At 56.5% G+C, this 16,545-nt stretch carries 12 protein-coding genes; 7 read left to right on the forward strand and 5 right to left on the reverse strand.

Annotated features, from left to right (window positions below):
* Window positions 1-69 precede the first annotated feature (69 nt).
* The 5 genes from ACR0NE_RS10665 (at window position 70) to ACR0NE_RS10685 (ending at window position 6,437) form a co-directional block, all read left to right on the forward strand.
* A complete protein-coding gene (locus tag ACR0NE_RS10665) occupies window positions 70-2,016 on the forward strand; it encodes a type I secretion protein (RefSeq protein WP_170594789.1) in 1,947 nt (648 codons plus the stop codon).
* 36 nt (window positions 2,017-2,052) lie between these two features.
* Window positions 2,053-4,359 carry a type I secretion system permease/ATPase gene (locus tag ACR0NE_RS10670; RefSeq protein WP_170594791.1) on the forward strand — a complete coding sequence of 769 codons (2,307 nt, stop codon included), beginning with the start codon at window positions 2,053-2,055 and terminating at the stop codon, window positions 4,357-4,359.
* Between the two features lie 3 nt (window positions 4,360-4,362).
* Window positions 4,363-5,703 (forward strand): HlyD family type I secretion periplasmic adaptor subunit, encoded by a 1,341-nt coding sequence (locus ACR0NE_RS10675; protein WP_170391969.1) that lies wholly within the window; start codon window positions 4,363-4,365, stop codon window positions 5,701-5,703.
* 72 nt (window positions 5,704-5,775) lie between these two features.
* Window positions 5,776-6,168, forward strand: coding sequence for a rhodanese-like domain-containing protein (locus ACR0NE_RS10680; RefSeq protein WP_170594793.1), 393 nt, complete (start codon window positions 5,776-5,778; stop codon window positions 6,166-6,168).
* Window positions 6,169-6,251: 83 nt separating this feature from the next.
* Window positions 6,252-6,437, forward strand: coding sequence for a hypothetical protein (locus ACR0NE_RS10685; protein WP_170391965.1), 186 nt, complete (start codon window positions 6,252-6,254; stop codon window positions 6,435-6,437).
* Here ACR0NE_RS10685 and ACR0NE_RS10690 read toward each other — a convergent pair whose 3' ends face one another.
* A complete protein-coding gene (locus ACR0NE_RS10690) occupies window positions 6,438-7,196 on the reverse strand; it encodes an alpha/beta fold hydrolase (RefSeq protein ID WP_170594794.1) in 759 nt (252 codons plus the stop codon). It lies immediately after the preceding gene.
* Window positions 7,197-7,285: 89 nt separating this feature from the next.
* On the opposite strand from ACR0NE_RS10690, the gene ACR0NE_RS10695 reads away from it, so the two are divergent.
* Window positions 7,286-7,660 (forward strand): hypothetical protein, encoded by a 375-nt coding sequence (locus ACR0NE_RS10695; RefSeq protein ID WP_170594797.1) that lies wholly within the window; start codon window positions 7,286-7,288, stop codon window positions 7,658-7,660.
* A gap of 69 nt (window positions 7,661-7,729) precedes the next feature.
* Here the strand turns inward: ACR0NE_RS10695 and glyA are convergent, their stop codons facing one another.
* A complete protein-coding gene (gene glyA / locus ACR0NE_RS10700; RefSeq protein WP_170594798.1) occupies window positions 7,730-9,025 on the reverse strand; it encodes a serine hydroxymethyltransferase in 1,296 nt (431 codons plus the stop codon).
* Window positions 9,026-9,193: 168 nt separating this feature from the next.
* Here glyA and ACR0NE_RS10705 point away from each other — a divergent pair, with 168 nt between their 5' ends.
* Window positions 9,194-9,955: an NAD kinase gene (locus ACR0NE_RS10705; protein ID WP_170391948.1), complete on the forward strand. Its 762-nt coding sequence runs from the start codon at window positions 9,194-9,196 to the stop codon at window positions 9,953-9,955.
* Window positions 9,956-10,226: 271 nt separating this feature from the next.
* Here the strand turns inward: ACR0NE_RS10705 and ACR0NE_RS10710 are convergent, their stop codons facing one another.
* The 3 genes from ACR0NE_RS10710 to ACR0NE_RS10720 form a co-directional block, all read right to left on the reverse strand.
* The gene (locus tag ACR0NE_RS10710) at window positions 10,227-11,666 is read right to left on the reverse strand and encodes an amidase family protein (RefSeq protein ID WP_170594800.1); all 1,440 of its coding nucleotides are present in this window, start codon (window positions 11,664-11,666) and stop codon (window positions 10,227-10,229) included.
* Between the two features lie 180 nt (window positions 11,667-11,846).
* Window positions 11,847-13,736: a propionate-CoA ligase PrpE gene (prpE, locus tag ACR0NE_RS10715; protein WP_170594802.1), complete on the reverse strand. Its 1,890-nt coding sequence runs from the start codon at window positions 13,734-13,736 to the stop codon at window positions 11,847-11,849.
* A 287-nt stretch (window positions 13,737-14,023) separates the two neighbouring features.
* A complete protein-coding gene (locus ACR0NE_RS10720) occupies window positions 14,024-16,297 on the reverse strand; it encodes an NADP-dependent malic enzyme (protein ID WP_170391942.1) in 2,274 nt (757 codons plus the stop codon).
* Window positions 16,298-16,545 lie beyond the last annotated feature (248 nt).

Consider the following 16,545-nt stretch of genomic DNA (forward strand, 5'->3'; position numbering starts at 1 on the left):
AATGTGGCCTCGGCCCAGCAAATCCCGAACCGGAAATTTTAGTCGGCAAGGGGGTAAGGGATCATCGAAATGTCATTCGATAGTGTTACCGAAAAGATTGCACACTTTATTGGATCTTTTGATCTTACGATTGAAAAAGCCCGGTTGAGGGATCAGTACGAAGAGTTCACCGCCATGCGGCGCAAGGCGGAACTGGACGAACTGGAAGAACCCGCAAAGATCCGGATCAAGGCAGATCTTGAATTGGACCCAGGCAAATATGGTCCGCTTTCCTATCGGTTTGACACCCCCCCCGCCACTCCTGAACTTCCACCCCCAACCGACGGCCCTGAATTTGAAACGGTCGTTGTACTTGAACCACCACTCTCAGACGGTCCGCCGTTACCCGAAGCGACAACCGGCCTAGGTGCAACGTTTGTGATCGAGCAGCAGCTGGAGATTGTGACAGAGCTTATCGGGTCTGCTGTGACCTACACGTTCCAGACGATTTTCCTGCGCGACAATGACGTTGTCGGCGAGGGAGATTTCCGCGATGTCGATCAGTTGATCGCATTGGCCGAGGCGGCTGCGCAGGTCGCAGCATCGATGCACGCGTTTGCCGTGCCCTCGTTCTCGATCTCGGACTACTTGTCGGTTGAATACGTCGAGTCTTTGGCCGAAGCGATGTTGGCCCCGATCAATGTCGAAGTTGAAGGCGCGGTTGTTTATCAGTTCCACGGCGAAGACGCGATGGGCGTGATCGTCAATGGTGAGTATGTGGACGAAGCCCCGGAATGGGAAGATCTTCTGCCTGCGCATCATAGACCGGACGAGGAAGAAGAAGACGAAACGCCCGATATGATGCCCGCCGAATGGGCTCAGGACGAGGAAGACGAATTTGCCGAAGGTCACACGGTGATCGCAGGCGGCAACCTTGCGATCAACGAGGTGAACGCAACTGTGGCCTGGGTCGATGCGCCTTATATTGCGGTCGGTGGGAAAGCAATCGAACTGGCCATGGTGAGCCAGGTCGCCGTTGTATCTGACACAGACAAGGGCACGAATGGCGGCTCGGGCACCAATGTGGTGCACTCGTCGACGATCGAGGTCGAAGGCAACTCAGCCCCTTGGCTTAAGAAAGGCTCAAGTGAAGACGATGCCCCGGCATATGTGCATGTTGATTGGATTACGACCGACCTGATCGTTGCAAATTTTGTCAAGCAGGACATCGACGCAACGGATATCGATCATATTGATGCCGAGATTAGCGCGACGACCACGCTGTATGCGTTGGGTGACAACGAGTTGATTGATGTCACCAATATTCTTCAACTTGGCAGTTATTATGACCTGATCATGATCGAAGGCGACATGATATCGGTCGATGCGTTTGTCCAGACGCACGTATTATTGGATGACGATGTGGTGATGGGCGGATTGCCCGGACCCATCGATGGATCGGACGAGAACCTGGTTATGAACGAGGTTTCTCTCAAGAAAGAAGGCGAAGATACGTATCAGGCGATGCACGACTCCATGGCCGACGCCATGACCATGGGCGAGGACGACATGGCAGCGCTGGAAGAGGCGCTAATGAACGATCCGATGTTTGCTGGCATGGAGCAGATGCGGGTCCTCAAGATCGATGGATCGCTGGTTCAGGTCAACGTGGCCGAGCAATCGACGATGCTTGCCGATCAGGATGACGTATATCTGAATGGTCCCCACGCGGACGAGACCGAGGTTCTGGCAGGCAGCAATGCGATGCTGAACGCCGCCAATGTAACCAAGGCCGGCGTGGATTCGGTCGTTATGGCTCAGGATGGGGCATTTTCTGACCTGCTACTGCATCAGGCAAGCCTGCTTGACATGCCCACGAATGAGGACATCGCCGAGATGACCAACGAGGCAATCGCCGCCATCATGGAAGAGGCGGGTATGCCAGGTCACGACAATGGCATTGGGCCTAACGGTAACGATCTCACGCCAAGCGAAATGGCGAATTCCTCCGATGGCCTGCAGACCATGCTGGCCTAATATTTCCTGATTTACGAGTGACCGGAAGGTTAGTTTATGTCGATCGTTTTTTCGTCGCGCCGCACCCGTTTTGCAAGTCCATTGGACCGGCACGGAGGCGGAGGCCCATTGACCCTGGAACCCCGAAATCGGGTAGCAAAACCAAATGAAAGTAAACTTGCAAAAACAGCGTCCCGCCTGCGTTTGACAAGTGATATGCAACTGGCGGAACCCGAAACCAAACCAGAGACCCCGGAAGCAAGTGACACCCCGGTTGCCGGGCCCGCGAAACGATCGCGGCAATCAGAAGCGCCTCAGGCGACGACACAACCGGATAATCCGGGGCAGACCCAGGCAGAGCAGTTGGATCAAACATCACAACCGCGCGCTGGTTCTCCCCTTCGGCGCGCGTCGTCGCGGCCCGCGCAAGATAAGGATCCTGCGGGTGGCGACACTGGGGTGGCCGATACCGAAGCCCCCGATTGTGAAACCGCCGACCAATCGACTGCACGCATGACCCCCTCTGCGCCGTCGGATGGTAAAGACCGCATGGGCACCACGATCGAGGCCAAGGCCAACCAACCCTTGCTGCGCCCGGGGACGGGTGGTGGCGATGGCAAGGGGCCACCCCAAACATTCCACAAACGCACGCCGCCTGAGGATTTCCAGAAGACGCTGCGTACCTCACTGCGCGCCATCTGGCGCAATCTGGCTTTTGTGCTGGTGCTGACCTGCGCGACCAACGTCCTGATCCTAGCGATCCCGATCTACCTGTTTCAGATCAGTGACCGGGTTCTGACTAGTCGCTCGCTGGATACGTTGATCATGCTGACGGCAATCGTTGCCGGAGCAGTCATTTTTCAAGCCGCATTTGATGCCGTTCGTCGGTTCATGCTGATGCGTACAGCGGTCGAGGTCGCCGCCCGTCTTGGTGCCCCGGTTCTTAGCGCTGCGGCCCATGCCTCGCTGCACGGCAACGGACGCGAATATCAGACACTTGGGGATCTGCAACAGGTGCGGGGCTTTCTGGTCTCGGGCACTCTGATCTCATTTCTGGATGTACCATTTGCACCACTGTTCATCCTGATGATCTTTCTGGTGCATCCGCAACTTGGGATGATTGTGGTGACGACCGCTGTGATCCTGATGATTATCGCGCTGATCAACCAGAAAATGACTGCCAAGCCCTTCGCCAAGGCCAACCAGGCGCAATCCCTGGCGAACCAGCATCTGGATTCAATGTCGCGCAACAGTCAGATCATCAACGCTTTGGCGATGATCCCCGAGGCAGTGCGCATCTGGGGGCGTGACACCGCACAATCGCTGACATGGCAGGTCAAGGCGCAGGATCGCAACGTGATCTTCGCGGCCATTTCGCGTGCCGTCCGTCTTTTGACGCAGATCGGCATTCTGGGCTGGGGCGCCTTTCTGGCCCTTCAAGGTGAAATTACCGGCGGTATGGTCATCGCCGCCTCGATCATCGCGGGGCGGGCTTTCGCGCCGATCGAAGGCTCGATTGAGGGTTGGAATACCTTCCTGCTGACGCGCGGCGCTTTTGGGCGGATCAAGGCTCTGCTGTCGAACTCGGCCCTGCAATATGAAAAACTGCGCCTACCACGGCCTGAGGGGCGGTTGGATGTCGAACGCCTGCTATATGTCCCAGGCGGCACCAAGCGGGTGGTTCTGAACGGAATCACCTTTGCGCTGAACCCGGGTGAAACTCTGGCGATCATCGGGAATTCAGGCGCGGGGAAAACGACGCTTGGCAAAACGCTGGTGGGTTCGATCCTGCCGACCTCGGGCAGTGTGCGGCTGGACCTGATGGATATCCGCAACTGGGATCCCCGCCAGTTTGGCGAAAATATTGGCTATCTGCCGCAAGACGTACAGCTGTTCCCCGGCAGCATCAAAGACAATATTGGCCGGATGCGTGCCGATGCCACGGATGAGCAGATTCACGATGCCGCCGTTTTGGCCGACGTGCACAACATGATCGCAACGCTGCCGCAGGGGTATGAGACTGTTGTGGCCGCCGACGGCTCACCTCTCTCAGGTGGCCAGAAGCAGCGTATTGCTTTGGCGCGTGCCTTCTTCGGCAACCCGCGTTTGGTTGTTCTGGACGAGCCGAACTCGAACCTCGACGTGGCGGGTGACAAGGCGCTTGCGCGTGCGATTGAGCAAGCAAAGGAAAGCAAGATCACCGTTGTGGTGATTACGCAAAAGCCGACTCTGTTGAATGTTGTCGACAAGATCATGCTGCTGACCGATGGGCGCGTGGCGCTGTTCGGGCAGCGCGAACAGGTGCTGGAACAGCTCAACGGGCCGCGCCAGCAACCGCCCGAAATACAGGGCAAGGGGGATTAAGCGATGAACGACGTGGCACGCACCGATGAAGGCGGTCTTTGGTACTCTGAGGTTCCGCGCTCGATCACCAAATTCATCGTGATTGGCTTTATCATGCTTATTGTCTGTTTTGGCGGCTTTGGCGTCTGGTCCTTCCGTGCACCTCTGGCCGCTGCAGTCATCGCGCAAGGCAGCTTTGTCGCGACCGGTCGCAACAAGATCGTGCAGCATTTGGAAGGCGGTATCATCGAGAACATACTGGTCTCGGAAGGTGAATCTGTTCAGGCCGGACAGATCATGATGACTTTGGATCAGACCTCGGCCGAGGCGAGTGAACGCGAATTGTTCATTCGCAAACTTCGCCTTCAGGCCATGACCGAACGGTTGCTGGCTGAGCATAGCGAACAGGAAACCCTCGTGTTTTCGCCCGGATTGATCGAAGCATCGGACGACGTCGAGGTCATGACGATCCTCGACAATCAGAAACTCAGCTTTGATGTATCGCGAAAGACGCTGCTGAACGATATTGCTTTGCTGCAGCGCAACATGGAGGCGTTGAAAATTCGTGCGTCAGGATTTGAAGCACAATTGGTCAGCATGGAAAGGCGATCAGAGATTCTCGAGGAAGAATACGAGACCAAATATTCGTTGTTTGAAAAAGGATTAGTGCGCAAAGGTGATCTGAATACGATCCGCCGGGTGCAGGCCGAAGCCGAAGGTCAACTGGCGCGTCTGCGCGCTGAAACGGCTGAGGTAAACCAGATGCTGCTGAAGTATGAAGAGCAGATTCTGCGCACCCGCTCAGCCTACCGCGAGGCTGCGCTGGACGAGTTGGGCGTTATTGAAGCCGATCTTGAAAGTGTGCGTGAAAAAGCCCGTCAGGCCCGTAGCGTTCTGGCCCGTGCCGTTGTACGTGCACCGGTGACAGGCACAGTGGTGCGACTTCATCACCACACGCCGGGCGGGGTGATCGAAACTGGCGAACAGATTGCTGAGATTCTGCCCGCCGATGCGCCATTGATCATCGAAGCGCAGATCCCGCGTACCGAGATCGACAGCGTGGTCACCGGGCAGATCGCGACGGTGCGCCTCGTTGCGCTCAATCAACGGACAACCCCAGTGCTTGAGGGCGAGGTCTATTACGTCTCGGCTGACTCGCTTGTCGAGGATTCTGCCGGTATGCCGCAAGAGGTCTATCTGGCGCGCATTTCTCTGACCACGGAAGAGATGGGTCGCGTGCGGGGCTTCGTGCCGACACCCGGAATGCCCGCCGAGATCATGATCCAGACCGAGGAACGCACCTTTGCGGCCTATATCGCCAAGCCGGTGGTTGACAGTATGTCGCGTGCTTTCCGCGAACATTAAGCGCCTGAATGTCTACACCTTCAATTTTCTGCATGTTAGCCTTTCACGGATTCATTTCCTGGAGGGGCGCAAATGCCATTGACGGTCAAAGACATGATGCAAGCTGCAAACGCGGTGGTTGAGCGTATCGATGCCAGCCGGGCGAAAGAATTGATCGGGCAGGGTGCCTTGTTGTTGGATATTCGCGATGCGCCTGAACTGGAAAGGACAGGGCGCGCGGTCGGCTCGCATCATATCCCGCGCGGGATGTTGGAGTTTCGGGCCGATCCCGAGCTGCCTTCCCATGACGCGGAACTGCGCAAGGACCGGGCGATCATCCTGCATTGTGCATCTGGTGGCAGGGCGGCGCTGGCTGGAAAACTGCTCAAGGATATGGGCTATTTATATGTCTACAATCTGGGTGGATTCGCGGATTGGGTGAATGGCGGTGGCGAGGCGACCGGGCCCATGGATCGGGGGATGTAGCTACATATCTGACCCAAATCAAAGTCACACATATTCCGTTGCTGTAATGTAAAGGCCAGAAGCTTAAACACAGGATACTGGCCATGATACGCCTAGCAGCCACGCTTTATTCCTTGATCGCCACAGCCATCGCGGGTTCTGCCGTGATTGCGGTCCTAGCGGTTGGAATGGTGACCTGGATGGCCATCGTTTCCGCCGCAGCAGCAGGGGCGGTTGTTGCCGCGCCGGTGTCGTGGCTGGTGGCAAAACGCCTGTATCAAGGCGCTTGATTAAGCGTTCAAGAAGGTCCTGACTGCAGATTCGAATTCGCGGGGTTTCTCGGCGTGCAGCCAGTGCCCCGCACCGGGAATTTTGGCGAAGCGAGCTGCAGGAAACAGGGTGCGAATCTGCTCTCGGTGTTCGGGCAGCACATAATCTGATGCTGCGCCGGACAGGAACAGAGCAGGGCCGTCCCAATGGGTCGAAATCTCGGGGAAGCCCATGATCTTTGGCATTTCGCTGGCCAGTACATCCAGGTTCAGCCGCCAGCGGCCTCCCTCAACATCCAAAGACTGCGTAAAAAAGCTCTGCAGCGCCTTTTCGACGCTCAGATCGGCCAGCTGTGCTTCGGCATCTGAACGACGCTGAACGCGGGACATATCGACCGCCCGCATTGCCTCGATGAATTGAATCTGGCTGTGGCTGTATGCCACTGGTGCGATGTCAGCGACGACCAGCTTGCGCACCAGATCGCCATATTCCAGCGCCAGCACCATCGAAGCTTTTCCACCCATGGAATGCCCGACGATATCGGCGATGCCGCCAACGCTGTCGATGACCTTTGCCAGATCATGCGCCAAATCCGGGTAGCCATGCTGAGCATCCCAAAAGCTGTAGGCGTGATTGCGCATATCGACGGCGATCACCTGTCTTTCGTCCGACAGTCGCCGCGCAATGACTCCCCAGTTGCGCGCCGAACCATAGAGGCCATGCGCTATCAGCAGGGGCGGATGATCGGTCGGGTCGCCATGGATGATCGTATTCAGCATGCTTCTGTGATACGCGTCACCGCGCGGAACAACCAGCCCCATTGTCGCCGGTGTGACGCGCGGCTACATTGTCCCGTCAGGAGGCGCCAATGACGCAGGAAATCGATATCCAGACCCGGATCGCAGAGACCATTCGGTTGCTGCGTAAAAAGCTTGGCGTGAAAGACAAGACCCTGATTGCCTCGGTCCGGCGCGCAAAGCGGCGTTTGCCGCGCAAGGTCTATAAACAGGCCTTGGTTCTGGCAGAGGCCGAGCAGATGGCCGAGCATCCCAAACTGCGGATGGTTTTGGATATGCCCCGGCTCGAAAAAGCGTCGGACGAGGTGCAAGGCCACCTGAACGCGATCAATCTGGCAGATCGACGTTGGGGATGGTTCCTGAGCTTTCTTGGTTCGCTTGCGTTGGGCCTGATCGTGTTGGCGGTGTTGGCTGTGTTCGTACTACGATGGCGCGGGTATATCTGACCGCTGCACGCCTCAAAGAAAAACGGCGCCGATCAGGGCGCCGTTTTCTGTTCTAAGATCCGTATTGGATCAGAGATTCGGATAAAGCGGGTAGCGCGCGCAAAGTTCGGCGACTTCGGCTTTAACTTTGGCTTCGACCGCACCGTTTCCGTCTTCGCCATTTGCGGCCAGACCGTCGACCACTTCGATGATCCAGTCTGCGATCTGGCGGAACTCGGCCTCACCAAAACCGCGGGTGGTTCCGGCGGGCGAGCCCAGACGGATACCGCTGGTGATCGTCGGCTTTTCGGGGTCGAACGGCACACCGTTCTTGTTGCAGGTGATATGTGCCCGGCCCAAAGCTTTCTCGGTTGCGTTGCCTTTAACGCCTTTGGGGCGCAGGTCGACAAGAACCACATGGGTATCGGTGCCGTGGGTCACAGTGTCCAGGCCACCCTTGATCAGCTGATCTGAAAGGGCCTGCGCATTCACAACGACCTGCTTGATATAGTCCTTGAACTCAGGACGCAGTGCCTCGCCAAAGGCAACGGCCTTGCCAGCAATCACATGCATCAGCGGGCCACCCTGAATGCCCGGGAAGATCGCCGAGTTTACCTTTTTGGCAATCGCTTCATCATTGGTCAGGATCATGCCGCCGCGCGGGCCGCGCAGGGTTTTATGCGTGGTGGTGGTGGCCACATGCGCATGCGGGAAGGGCGAAGGGTGCGCGCCTGCGGCAACCAGACCGGCGATATGGGCCATGTCCACATGCAGATAGGCGCCGACCATATCGGCGATTTCACGCATGCGGGCAAAATCGATGACGCGCGGGATGGCCGAGCCTCCGGCGATGATCAGCTTGGGGTTATGTTCCTTTGCCAGCGCTTCAATCTGATCATAGTCGATCAGGTTGTCCTGCTTGCGCACGCCATAATGTACCGCGTTGAACCACTTGCCCGACTGGTTCGGCGCCGCACCATGGGTCAGGTGACCACCTGCATCCAGCGACATTCCTAGAATGGTGTCACCGGGCTTGATCAGCGCCTGAAATACACCTTGGTTCGCCTGCGATCCCGAATTCGGTTGGACGTTGGCAAACTCACACCCAAACAAATGCTTGGCACGGTCGATAGCCAGGTTCTCGGCAATGTCGACGAACTGACAACCGCCATAGTACCGGCGGCCCGGATAACCTTCGGCATACTTGTTGGTCATGACCGAGCCCTGCGCCTCCATCACGGCGGCAGAGACGATGTTCTCCGAGGCGATCAGTTCGATCTCGTCGCGCTGGCGGCCCAATTCAGATGTGATCGAGCCGAACAGCTCGGGGTCACGATCCGCGAGGGACTGGGTGAAAAATCCGTTGTCACGAAGATTGGCGTTCATGTGCGCTCCGCATGGCTGGGGTGTATCTGGCGGATTTCCTATCGGAAACGACGTGTGTCAGAAAGGTTGTAAAGCGACGAAATGGCCCTCTATGGCGTCAACTCTGGCCTATTGCGGAAAGGTATGTTTGTTTCGGAACCAAATGTGCAGCACTGGAAACTATAAAACATGACAAAGAGAATCGCCTTTCTGGCCAGCGATGCCAAGGTTGCGCAGACCGCCCGGGATGCGCTTGTGGCGCGCTACGGAAATGCAGCGCCGAGAGACGCAGATGTTGTGGTGGCGCTGGGTGGTGATGGCTTCATGCTTCAGACGCTGCAGGGCGTCCAGCATTTGGACAAGCCGGTTTATGGAATGAATCGCGGTACCATCGGGTTTCTGATGAACGAATATGCCGAAGTTGATCTGATGGCCCGGCTAGCAGAGGCAGAGGAAGAAGTCATCAATCCATTGGCGATGACTGCAATGGACCAGGCGGGCCAAAAGCACCAAGCACTTGCAATCAACGAGATTTCGCTGCTTCGTGCGGGGCCGCAGGCAGCGCGGTTGCGGATCAGCGTTGATGGGCGGGTACGCATGGCCGAACTCGTGTGTGATGGTGCATTGCTTGCCACGCCGGCGGGTTCAACCGCATATAACTATTCCGCTCACGGACCCATTGTACCCATTGGCGCGGACGTTCTGGCATTGACGCCAATCGCCGCGTTTCGCCCCCGGCGGTGGCGTGGCGCCTTGCTGCCGAAAGTTGCGAAAGTCAGATTCGATGTGATCGAGGCTGACAAACGCCCGGTTATCGTTGCGGCCGATTCCATATCGTTTCCGGATATCGATTGGGTCGAGATCAGGTCTGAGATTGCGATCCAGCATCGTATTCTATTTGACCCTGGCCACGGCCTGGAAGAACGATTGATCTCCGAACAATTTACTTAAATCTCAGCGTGTTGATCATTTTTCCACCGCTTGTGTGAACCAGTTCACATGCAACGCGATAAGGGTTTGTTAACTTCAAGTTGCCCGGAGAACACGCCGAGGTGGAAGTGAGTGGCCATCTAAAGGTGTTTTCGAATGGTTGCGCAGTTTTCGCGCTGGCGAGGGTGGGTGGTGCTACGCTCGTCATCTTAATCCGGGCATATTTTAGTATGCGGACCCCGGGACAAAATCCCGGGGTCTATTTCATTTGTGAGGCCTGAGTGACGATGTCTCAGGTTTGCGCGCTCATTCGATCCCACAGAATCGGAGCCATCTGCCCCACACGCGCTTCGATCGCGACCGCTGCATCCACCGCCATGTCCTCACGCCAGCGTCGAGCAGCAATCTGAACATTGATCGGTTGCGGCCCATTCGGCAATTCGGCCAAGCGTGCGGGAACGCTGGCGGCGGGCAGCCCGAGGAAATTCATCGCATAAGAATAGACCGCGCATCCTAACACCTCATGAACGCCTTCGGCACCTTCGGTATCACGATCGGGTCTGAAGAACGGTTGCGGCAGGAAAGGAGACAGGACCAAAGGATATTCCTGCATGAATAGCGACCATTGGCGCGCATAATGGCTGCGTTGCGCCAACGCCTGAATCAGATCGTCGCCTACGATCGGAGGAAACTCCTGAAAATAAACCTCGAAAATATCGCGAATGGTTTGAGACCCGGCTGCCTCGATATCGTTTTTCATCAACGTCAGCACTTCACCCATCAGCGCGCGATAGCCGATGCGCCCGCATTCGAACACATCCGGCGGATCAATGTCTTCAACTATATATCCGGCATCTACCAGCGCCTCCCGAGCAGTACTTAGCGCTTTGTCCACTTCGGGGTGCAAAGCGTATTCGAACGTATTTTTGGTGAACGCAACTTTGATTGGGACGTCCGGCCCCGCGCCGCGCCAAGGCATTGGCACATGGAAGGGGTCGCGGGCGTCCGGGGCGATCAGGCTGGGCATCGAAAGGTGCAGGTCCTTTGCGCTTCTTGTGATCAAGCCCTGTACCGACATCGATTGTGCCAGCATCCCGCGTTCCACCTTCTGGCTGGGGTTCCAGGCCGGTACGCGGCCCAGCCCCGGTTTCACTGTAACCGCACCATTGGCTGCAGCAGGGAACCGCAAGCTACCTCCGATATCGTTGCCATGAGCCAGTGCGCCGATGCCCGCCATGACCGCAGCCCCCGCGCCCCCGGACGACCCGCCGGGCGAGATATGGCGGCCCCAAGGATTGTGCGTGCGCCCATGAAGTGGATTATCCGTGTCAGCGCGGAACGAGAATTCGGGCGTGTTGGTCCGCCCGATGACAATGGCCCCCGCATTGTGCAAGTTTAAAACCACCGGGGCGTCATCAGGGGCAATGACATCCTTCAAGGCAACCACACCATTTGTAGTGGCATGGTTCTTCTGGTCGACATTCACTTTTATGGTCACGGGGACCCCGTGCAGCGGCCCAACCGAGGCACTATTGCGGCGCGCCTTATCAAGCGCAGATGCACGCTCTAACGCTTCTGTGCCCAGATCGTCCACGACAGCATTCAGCGAGGGATTTACCTGATGCATCCGCTCCAATGCATCACTGATCACCTCTTCTGCGCTCAACTCGCCAGCTTGGGTCAGCGCAGCCAATTCTGTTGCATCAAAACGCCAGATATCGCCCTGTGTCATGCTCGTCCTCCTCACCTCAAACTGAGGTGAGGAGGACCCAATGACAAGCCCCGCAATCGCAAAACGGATCCAACCTTCATCTGGCCAAAAATATCTCGGAGCGCGAGGCAGAGCCTCGCACACGCGCGACAGCGCAAATCGGTTGCGCCGTAAGGCGCTCCACTTGATCGTACCGTGAAATTACTGTGCGTAGCCGATAGTTTGCAGGGCCACCGTGATCTCGTCCAGAATTGCTGGGTCATCGATTGTGGCAGGCATTTTATACGCCTTGCCATCCGCGATCGACACCATCGTACCACGCAGGATCTTGCCCGAGCGTGTCTTGGGCAGACGATCCACCACCACTGCTTTCTTGAACGCAGCGACTGGGCCGATTTTGTCACGAACCATCTGGACCACATCGGTTACCACCTCCGCGTGATTTCGGTCGGATCCGGCATTCAGACACAGGAAACCGACAGGCATCTGGCCTTTCAGTTGATCAGATACCCCAATCACAGCGCATTCTGCCACATCGGGGTGAGCGGCCAACACCTCTTCCATCCCGCCCGTCGAAAGTCGGTGCCCGGCGACGTTGATCACGTCATCGGTACGGGCCATGATATAGAGATACCCATCTTCGTCGATCATGCCCGCATCACCGGTTTCGTAATAGCCGGGAAAATGCTCAAGGTAGGATTTTCTGAAGCGCGCCTCAGCATTCCATAGGTTTGGCAATGTGCCTGGCGGAAGCGGAAGTTTGACTGCGATCGCGCCCAACTCGCCCGGTTTCATAGGATGGCCGCCCTCGTCCAGGATCTGAACGTCATAGCCCGGCATAGGCTTGGCAGGTGATCCCAGCTTGACCGGAAGCTCTTCGATTCCGAGCGGGTTGCCAGCGATGGTCCAGCCAGTTTCGGTTTGCCACCAATGATCGATGACCGGAACTTTCAGCGCATCTTGCGCCCAGATGATCGTATCTGGATCAGCCCTCTCTCCTGCAAGATACAGAGCCTTAAGGCAGGATAGATCGTAATTCGCCATCAATTCTGCGCTTGGGTCTTCGCGTTTTACGGCACGAATGGCGGTTGGGGCAGTGAAGAAGCTTTTGACCTTGTGTTCGGATATCACGCGCCAGAAAGTTCCGGCGTCAGGTGTTCCGACGGGCTTGCCCTCAAAAACAATCGTCGTGTTGCCGTGGATCAGCGGGGCATAACAGATATAGGAATGGCCAACGACCCAGCCGACATCCGAAGCCGCCCAGAACACATCTCCCGGATCGACATTGTAGATGTTTTTCATCGTCCAGTTCAGCGCGACCAAATGGCCGGCAGTCGGGCGCACGACGCCTTTGGGCGCACCAGTGGTGCCGGATGTATAGAGGATATAGGCTGGATCATTGCCGCTGACTGGTACACATTCTGCGGGCTCCGTACCGTATTGAAAACCGTGCCAGTTGACGTCGCGCCCCTCGATTAGTTGTGCGACTTCCTGCTCGCGCTGGAATATTACGCAAAACTCGGGTTTGTGGGTGGCCAGATCGATCGCGCCATCCAGCAGAGGTTTGTAGTGCACAACGCGTCCCGGCTCCATCCCGCATGAGGCAGCGATGATCGCCTTGGGTTTCGCATCGTCGATACGTACGGCCAGTTCGTTGCTGGCAAAGCCGCCGAATACCACTGAATGGACTGCTCCTAGCCGGGCGCAAGCCAGCATTGCCTCCAGCGCTTCGGGGATCATAGGCATGTAGATGATGACGCGGTCACCTTTCTCAATACCTTTTGCACGGAGCGCGCCAGCCAGATTAGCAACCCGATTGCGTAACTCGACGTATGAGATTTCGCGTTTGGTATGAGTAATGGGGCTGTCATAGATGATCGCGGTTTGCTCACCACGACCATTTTCCACGTGGCGATCAACGGCGTTCCAGCAGGTATTTACCTTGGCATCGCTGAACCATTCGTAAAGAGGCGCATTGTCGTCAAACAGAGCTTTGCTGGGCGCTTGAACCCAATCGATCCCCTTGGCTGCATCCATCCAGAATGCTTCGGGGTCGTTCTTCCAGCTCTCGTAGACGTCCTGATATGCCATGATGGCCTCCTCCCAAATTCCTTGAGCTATGTGTTAGGCATCGTGGGTGTTTCGAGCAAGCGATGCGCATAACGGCGCGTCAGTTTATCGCAAAATCTTTGCAGAACCTTGCAGTTTGGCTTGCAAATTTTTGCAAATCCTCTGATCTGAGCAGATTTCTGAGTGTCACACGCAAAGATTTGCAAATCTGCAAATTTATTGCTGCAAATGTTCTGGCGCTAACAGAATCAAACCGGGCACCTAATCTGGTGCCCGGTCATGTATACGTAATGATATAGGCGCTGGGCTTATCCGTAGTGCGCGACTGGCGTACCTGCGATGGCCGCCATGTTCAGCAGTCCCCTGGCCGTAATCGAGGGCGTTACGATATGCGCCTTGTTTCCCATTCCCATGAGGATTGGACCTACCTCAAGCCCGTCCGCTTTCATCTTCAGGATATTGCGCACACCGCTTGCCGCATCCGCATGGGCGAAGATCAGGACATTTGCAGAGCCTTCCAAACGCGAGTTCGGGAAGATACGTGCACGCAATTCAGGATCCAAAGCCAGATCAAGGTTCATCTCGCCTTCATAGCTGAAGTCGCGTGGCTCGGAATCGAGAATCTCAAGCGCAGCCCGCAGCCGCTTGCCTGATCCCTCGGCCTGATTGCCGAATTGCGATTGCGAACAAAATGCGATCTTGGGTTCCAACCCGAACCGCCGCACGTGACGAGCAGCTCCAATGGTGGATTCGGCAAGTTCTTCTGGTGTCGGCAATTGTCTTACATGCGTGTCTGCAATGAACAGAGGGCCATCTTCCAGAATCATCAGCGAAAGCGCGCCATGCGGGCGCAAATCGCCATCATCCAGAACCTGTTCGACATAGTTAAGATGCCAGCGATACTCACCAAAAGTGCCACAGATCATGCTGTCCGCCTCACCGCGATGCACCATGATTGCTGCAATGGCGGTGTTGTTTGTGCGCATGATGGCCTTGGCCAGATCCGGAGTGACCCCCCGACGCTGCATTATTTGATGGTACGAATTCCAATAATCGTAGTAACGGGGATCGTCCTGAGGGTTCACGATCTGAAAATCCTGCCCCGGTCGTACTGTCAGGCCTAGCCTTTCGCACCGTGCGCTGATCACGTCCGGTCGCCCGATCAGGATCGGGGTTTCCGTGGTTTCTTCCAATATCGCTTGCGCAGCCCTTAAAACACGCTCGTCCTCGCCTTCTGCGAAGACAATTCTACGCGATGCGACGGCTGCGGCTTCGAACACTGGCCGCATCAACAGTGCAGATTTGAACACGGTCTGGTTCAGGCGCTCTTTGTAGGCCTCGAGGTCATCAATGGGTCGTTTTGCGACCCCGCTCTTCATAGCCGCCTGTGCAACCGATGACGAAACGACCCCCACTAAGCGCGGGTCAAAGGGTTTTGGGATCAGGTAATCTGGACCAAAAGTCAGCTGCTCACCCTTATAGGCCGCCGCGGCTTCAGCGCTCGTCGTCGCGCGGGCCATGTCGGCGATGCCGTCGACGCAGGCGATCTGCATCTCGTCGTTGATTTCAGTCGCGCCCACGTCCAGGGCACCTCGGAAGATAAACGGGAAGCACAACACGTTGTTCACTTGGTTCGGAAAGTCGCTGCGACCGGTCGCAATGATCGCGTCAGGGGCAACTTCGCGCGCCGCCTGTGGCAGGATTTCCGGAGTTGGGTTGGCCAGCGCAAAGATGATCGGGGTCTTGGCCATCTTCTCGACCATCTCAGGCTTGAGCACATTTGGTCCGCTCAAACCCAGAAACAGATCGGCCCCTCCGATCACATCATCCAGAGTGCGCAGATCGGTTTTCTGTGCAAACTGGTCTTTGTGCGGGTTCATATCCTCGGCGCGGCCTTCATAGACCAGCCCGTGAATGTCGCACAGCCAGATATTCTCGCGTTTAACGCCGAGCTTCACCAACATGCTGAGGCAGGCGATCCCGGCAGCACCGCCGCCGGTCGAAACTACTTTGATATCCTCGAAGCTCTTTCCTGCCACATACAGGGCGTTTTTAGCTGCGGCACCAACAACGATTGCCGTGCCGTGCTGATCGTCATGAAACACCGGGATGTTCATCCGTTCCCGGCACAGTTTTTCGACAATAAAACAATCCGGTGCCTTGATATCTTCAAGGTTGATCGCGCCAAAGGTAGGTTCCAGGGCGCAGACGATATCTGCCAGCTTTTCTGGGTCAGGCTGATCCACCTCGATATCAAAGCAATCGATGCCTGCGAACTTTTTGAACAGGACGGCCTTGCCTTCCATCACCGGTTTCGAGGCCAATGCGCCTATATTCCCAAGGCCCAGAACTGCGGTGCCGTTTGAAACAACCGCAACAAGATTGCCGCGGGCCGTGTATTTCTCAGCATTGGCGGCGTTGTCCTTTATCTCAAGACTGGCTTCGGCGACGCCTGGCGAATATGCCCGCGCAAGGTCCCGACCATTTGCCATTGGTTTGGTTGCCTTGATCTCAAGCTTTCCGGGCTTTGGATACGCATGATAGTCAAGCGCGGCCTGTCTCAGGTTCGGTGTGTCAGACATCGGTAATACAACTCCGTTCCAATATTCGTTTGATGGTTAAACTATTTCTCAGCGCTTGGCTATGTCGCCTCGGACCGCGGTCAGAGACAGGCCTCACGGATACGTTAACGAAACGTTGGTTGAGAGTTGCTGCATCGTTTTTATGTACAGCCAATTCCGGGGAACCTGACGGACACCAGAAGCGGCGGACCTTATCATGCGTCATGAAGACAAAGCTTGTGCTAGTGCACAATTTGCCAACCCTTCAA

It is taken from the genome of Ruegeria sp. C9 (assembly GCF_056537585.1).

Bases quoted from the DNA above. Each gene is read 5' to 3' on its own strand.
- ACR0NE_RS10670 (WP_170594791.1), top strand. From the start codon at position 2,053: ATGTCGATCGTTTTTTCGTCGCGCCGCACCCGTTTTGCAAGTCCATTG.
- ACR0NE_RS10675 (WP_170391969.1), top strand. From the start codon at position 4,363: ATGAACGACGTGGCACGCACCGATGAAGGCGGTCTTTGGTACTCTGAG.
- ACR0NE_RS10695 (WP_170594797.1), top strand. From the start codon at position 7,286: ATGACGCAGGAAATCGATATCCAGACCCGGATCGCAGAGACCATTCGG.
- ACR0NE_RS10685 (WP_170391965.1), top strand. From the start codon at position 6,252: ATGATACGCCTAGCAGCCACGCTTTATTCCTTGATCGCCACAGCCATC.
- ACR0NE_RS10665 (WP_170594789.1), top strand. From the start codon at position 70: ATGTCATTCGATAGTGTTACCGAAAAGATTGCACACTTTATTGGATCT.
- ACR0NE_RS10720 (WP_170391942.1), bottom strand. From the start codon at position 16,297: ATGTCTGACACACCGAACCTGAGACAGGCCGCGCTTGACTATCATGCG.
- glyA (WP_170594798.1), bottom strand. From the start codon at position 9,025: ATGAACGCCAATCTTCGTGACAACGGATTTTTCACCCAGTCCCTCGCG.
- ACR0NE_RS10680 (WP_170594793.1), top strand. From the start codon at position 5,776: ATGCCATTGACGGTCAAAGACATGATGCAAGCTGCAAACGCGGTGGTT.
- ACR0NE_RS10690 (WP_170594794.1), bottom strand. From the start codon at position 7,196: ATGCTGAATACGATCATCCATGGCGACCCGACCGATCATCCGCCCCTG.
- prpE (WP_170594802.1), bottom strand. From the start codon at position 13,736: ATGGCATATCAGGACGTCTACGAGAGCTGGAAGAACGACCCCGAAGCA.
- ACR0NE_RS10710 (WP_170594800.1), bottom strand. From the start codon at position 11,666: ATGACACAGGGCGATATCTGGCGTTTTGATGCAACAGAATTGGCTGCG.
- ACR0NE_RS10705 (WP_170391948.1), top strand. From the start codon at position 9,194: ATGACAAAGAGAATCGCCTTTCTGGCCAGCGATGCCAAGGTTGCGCAG.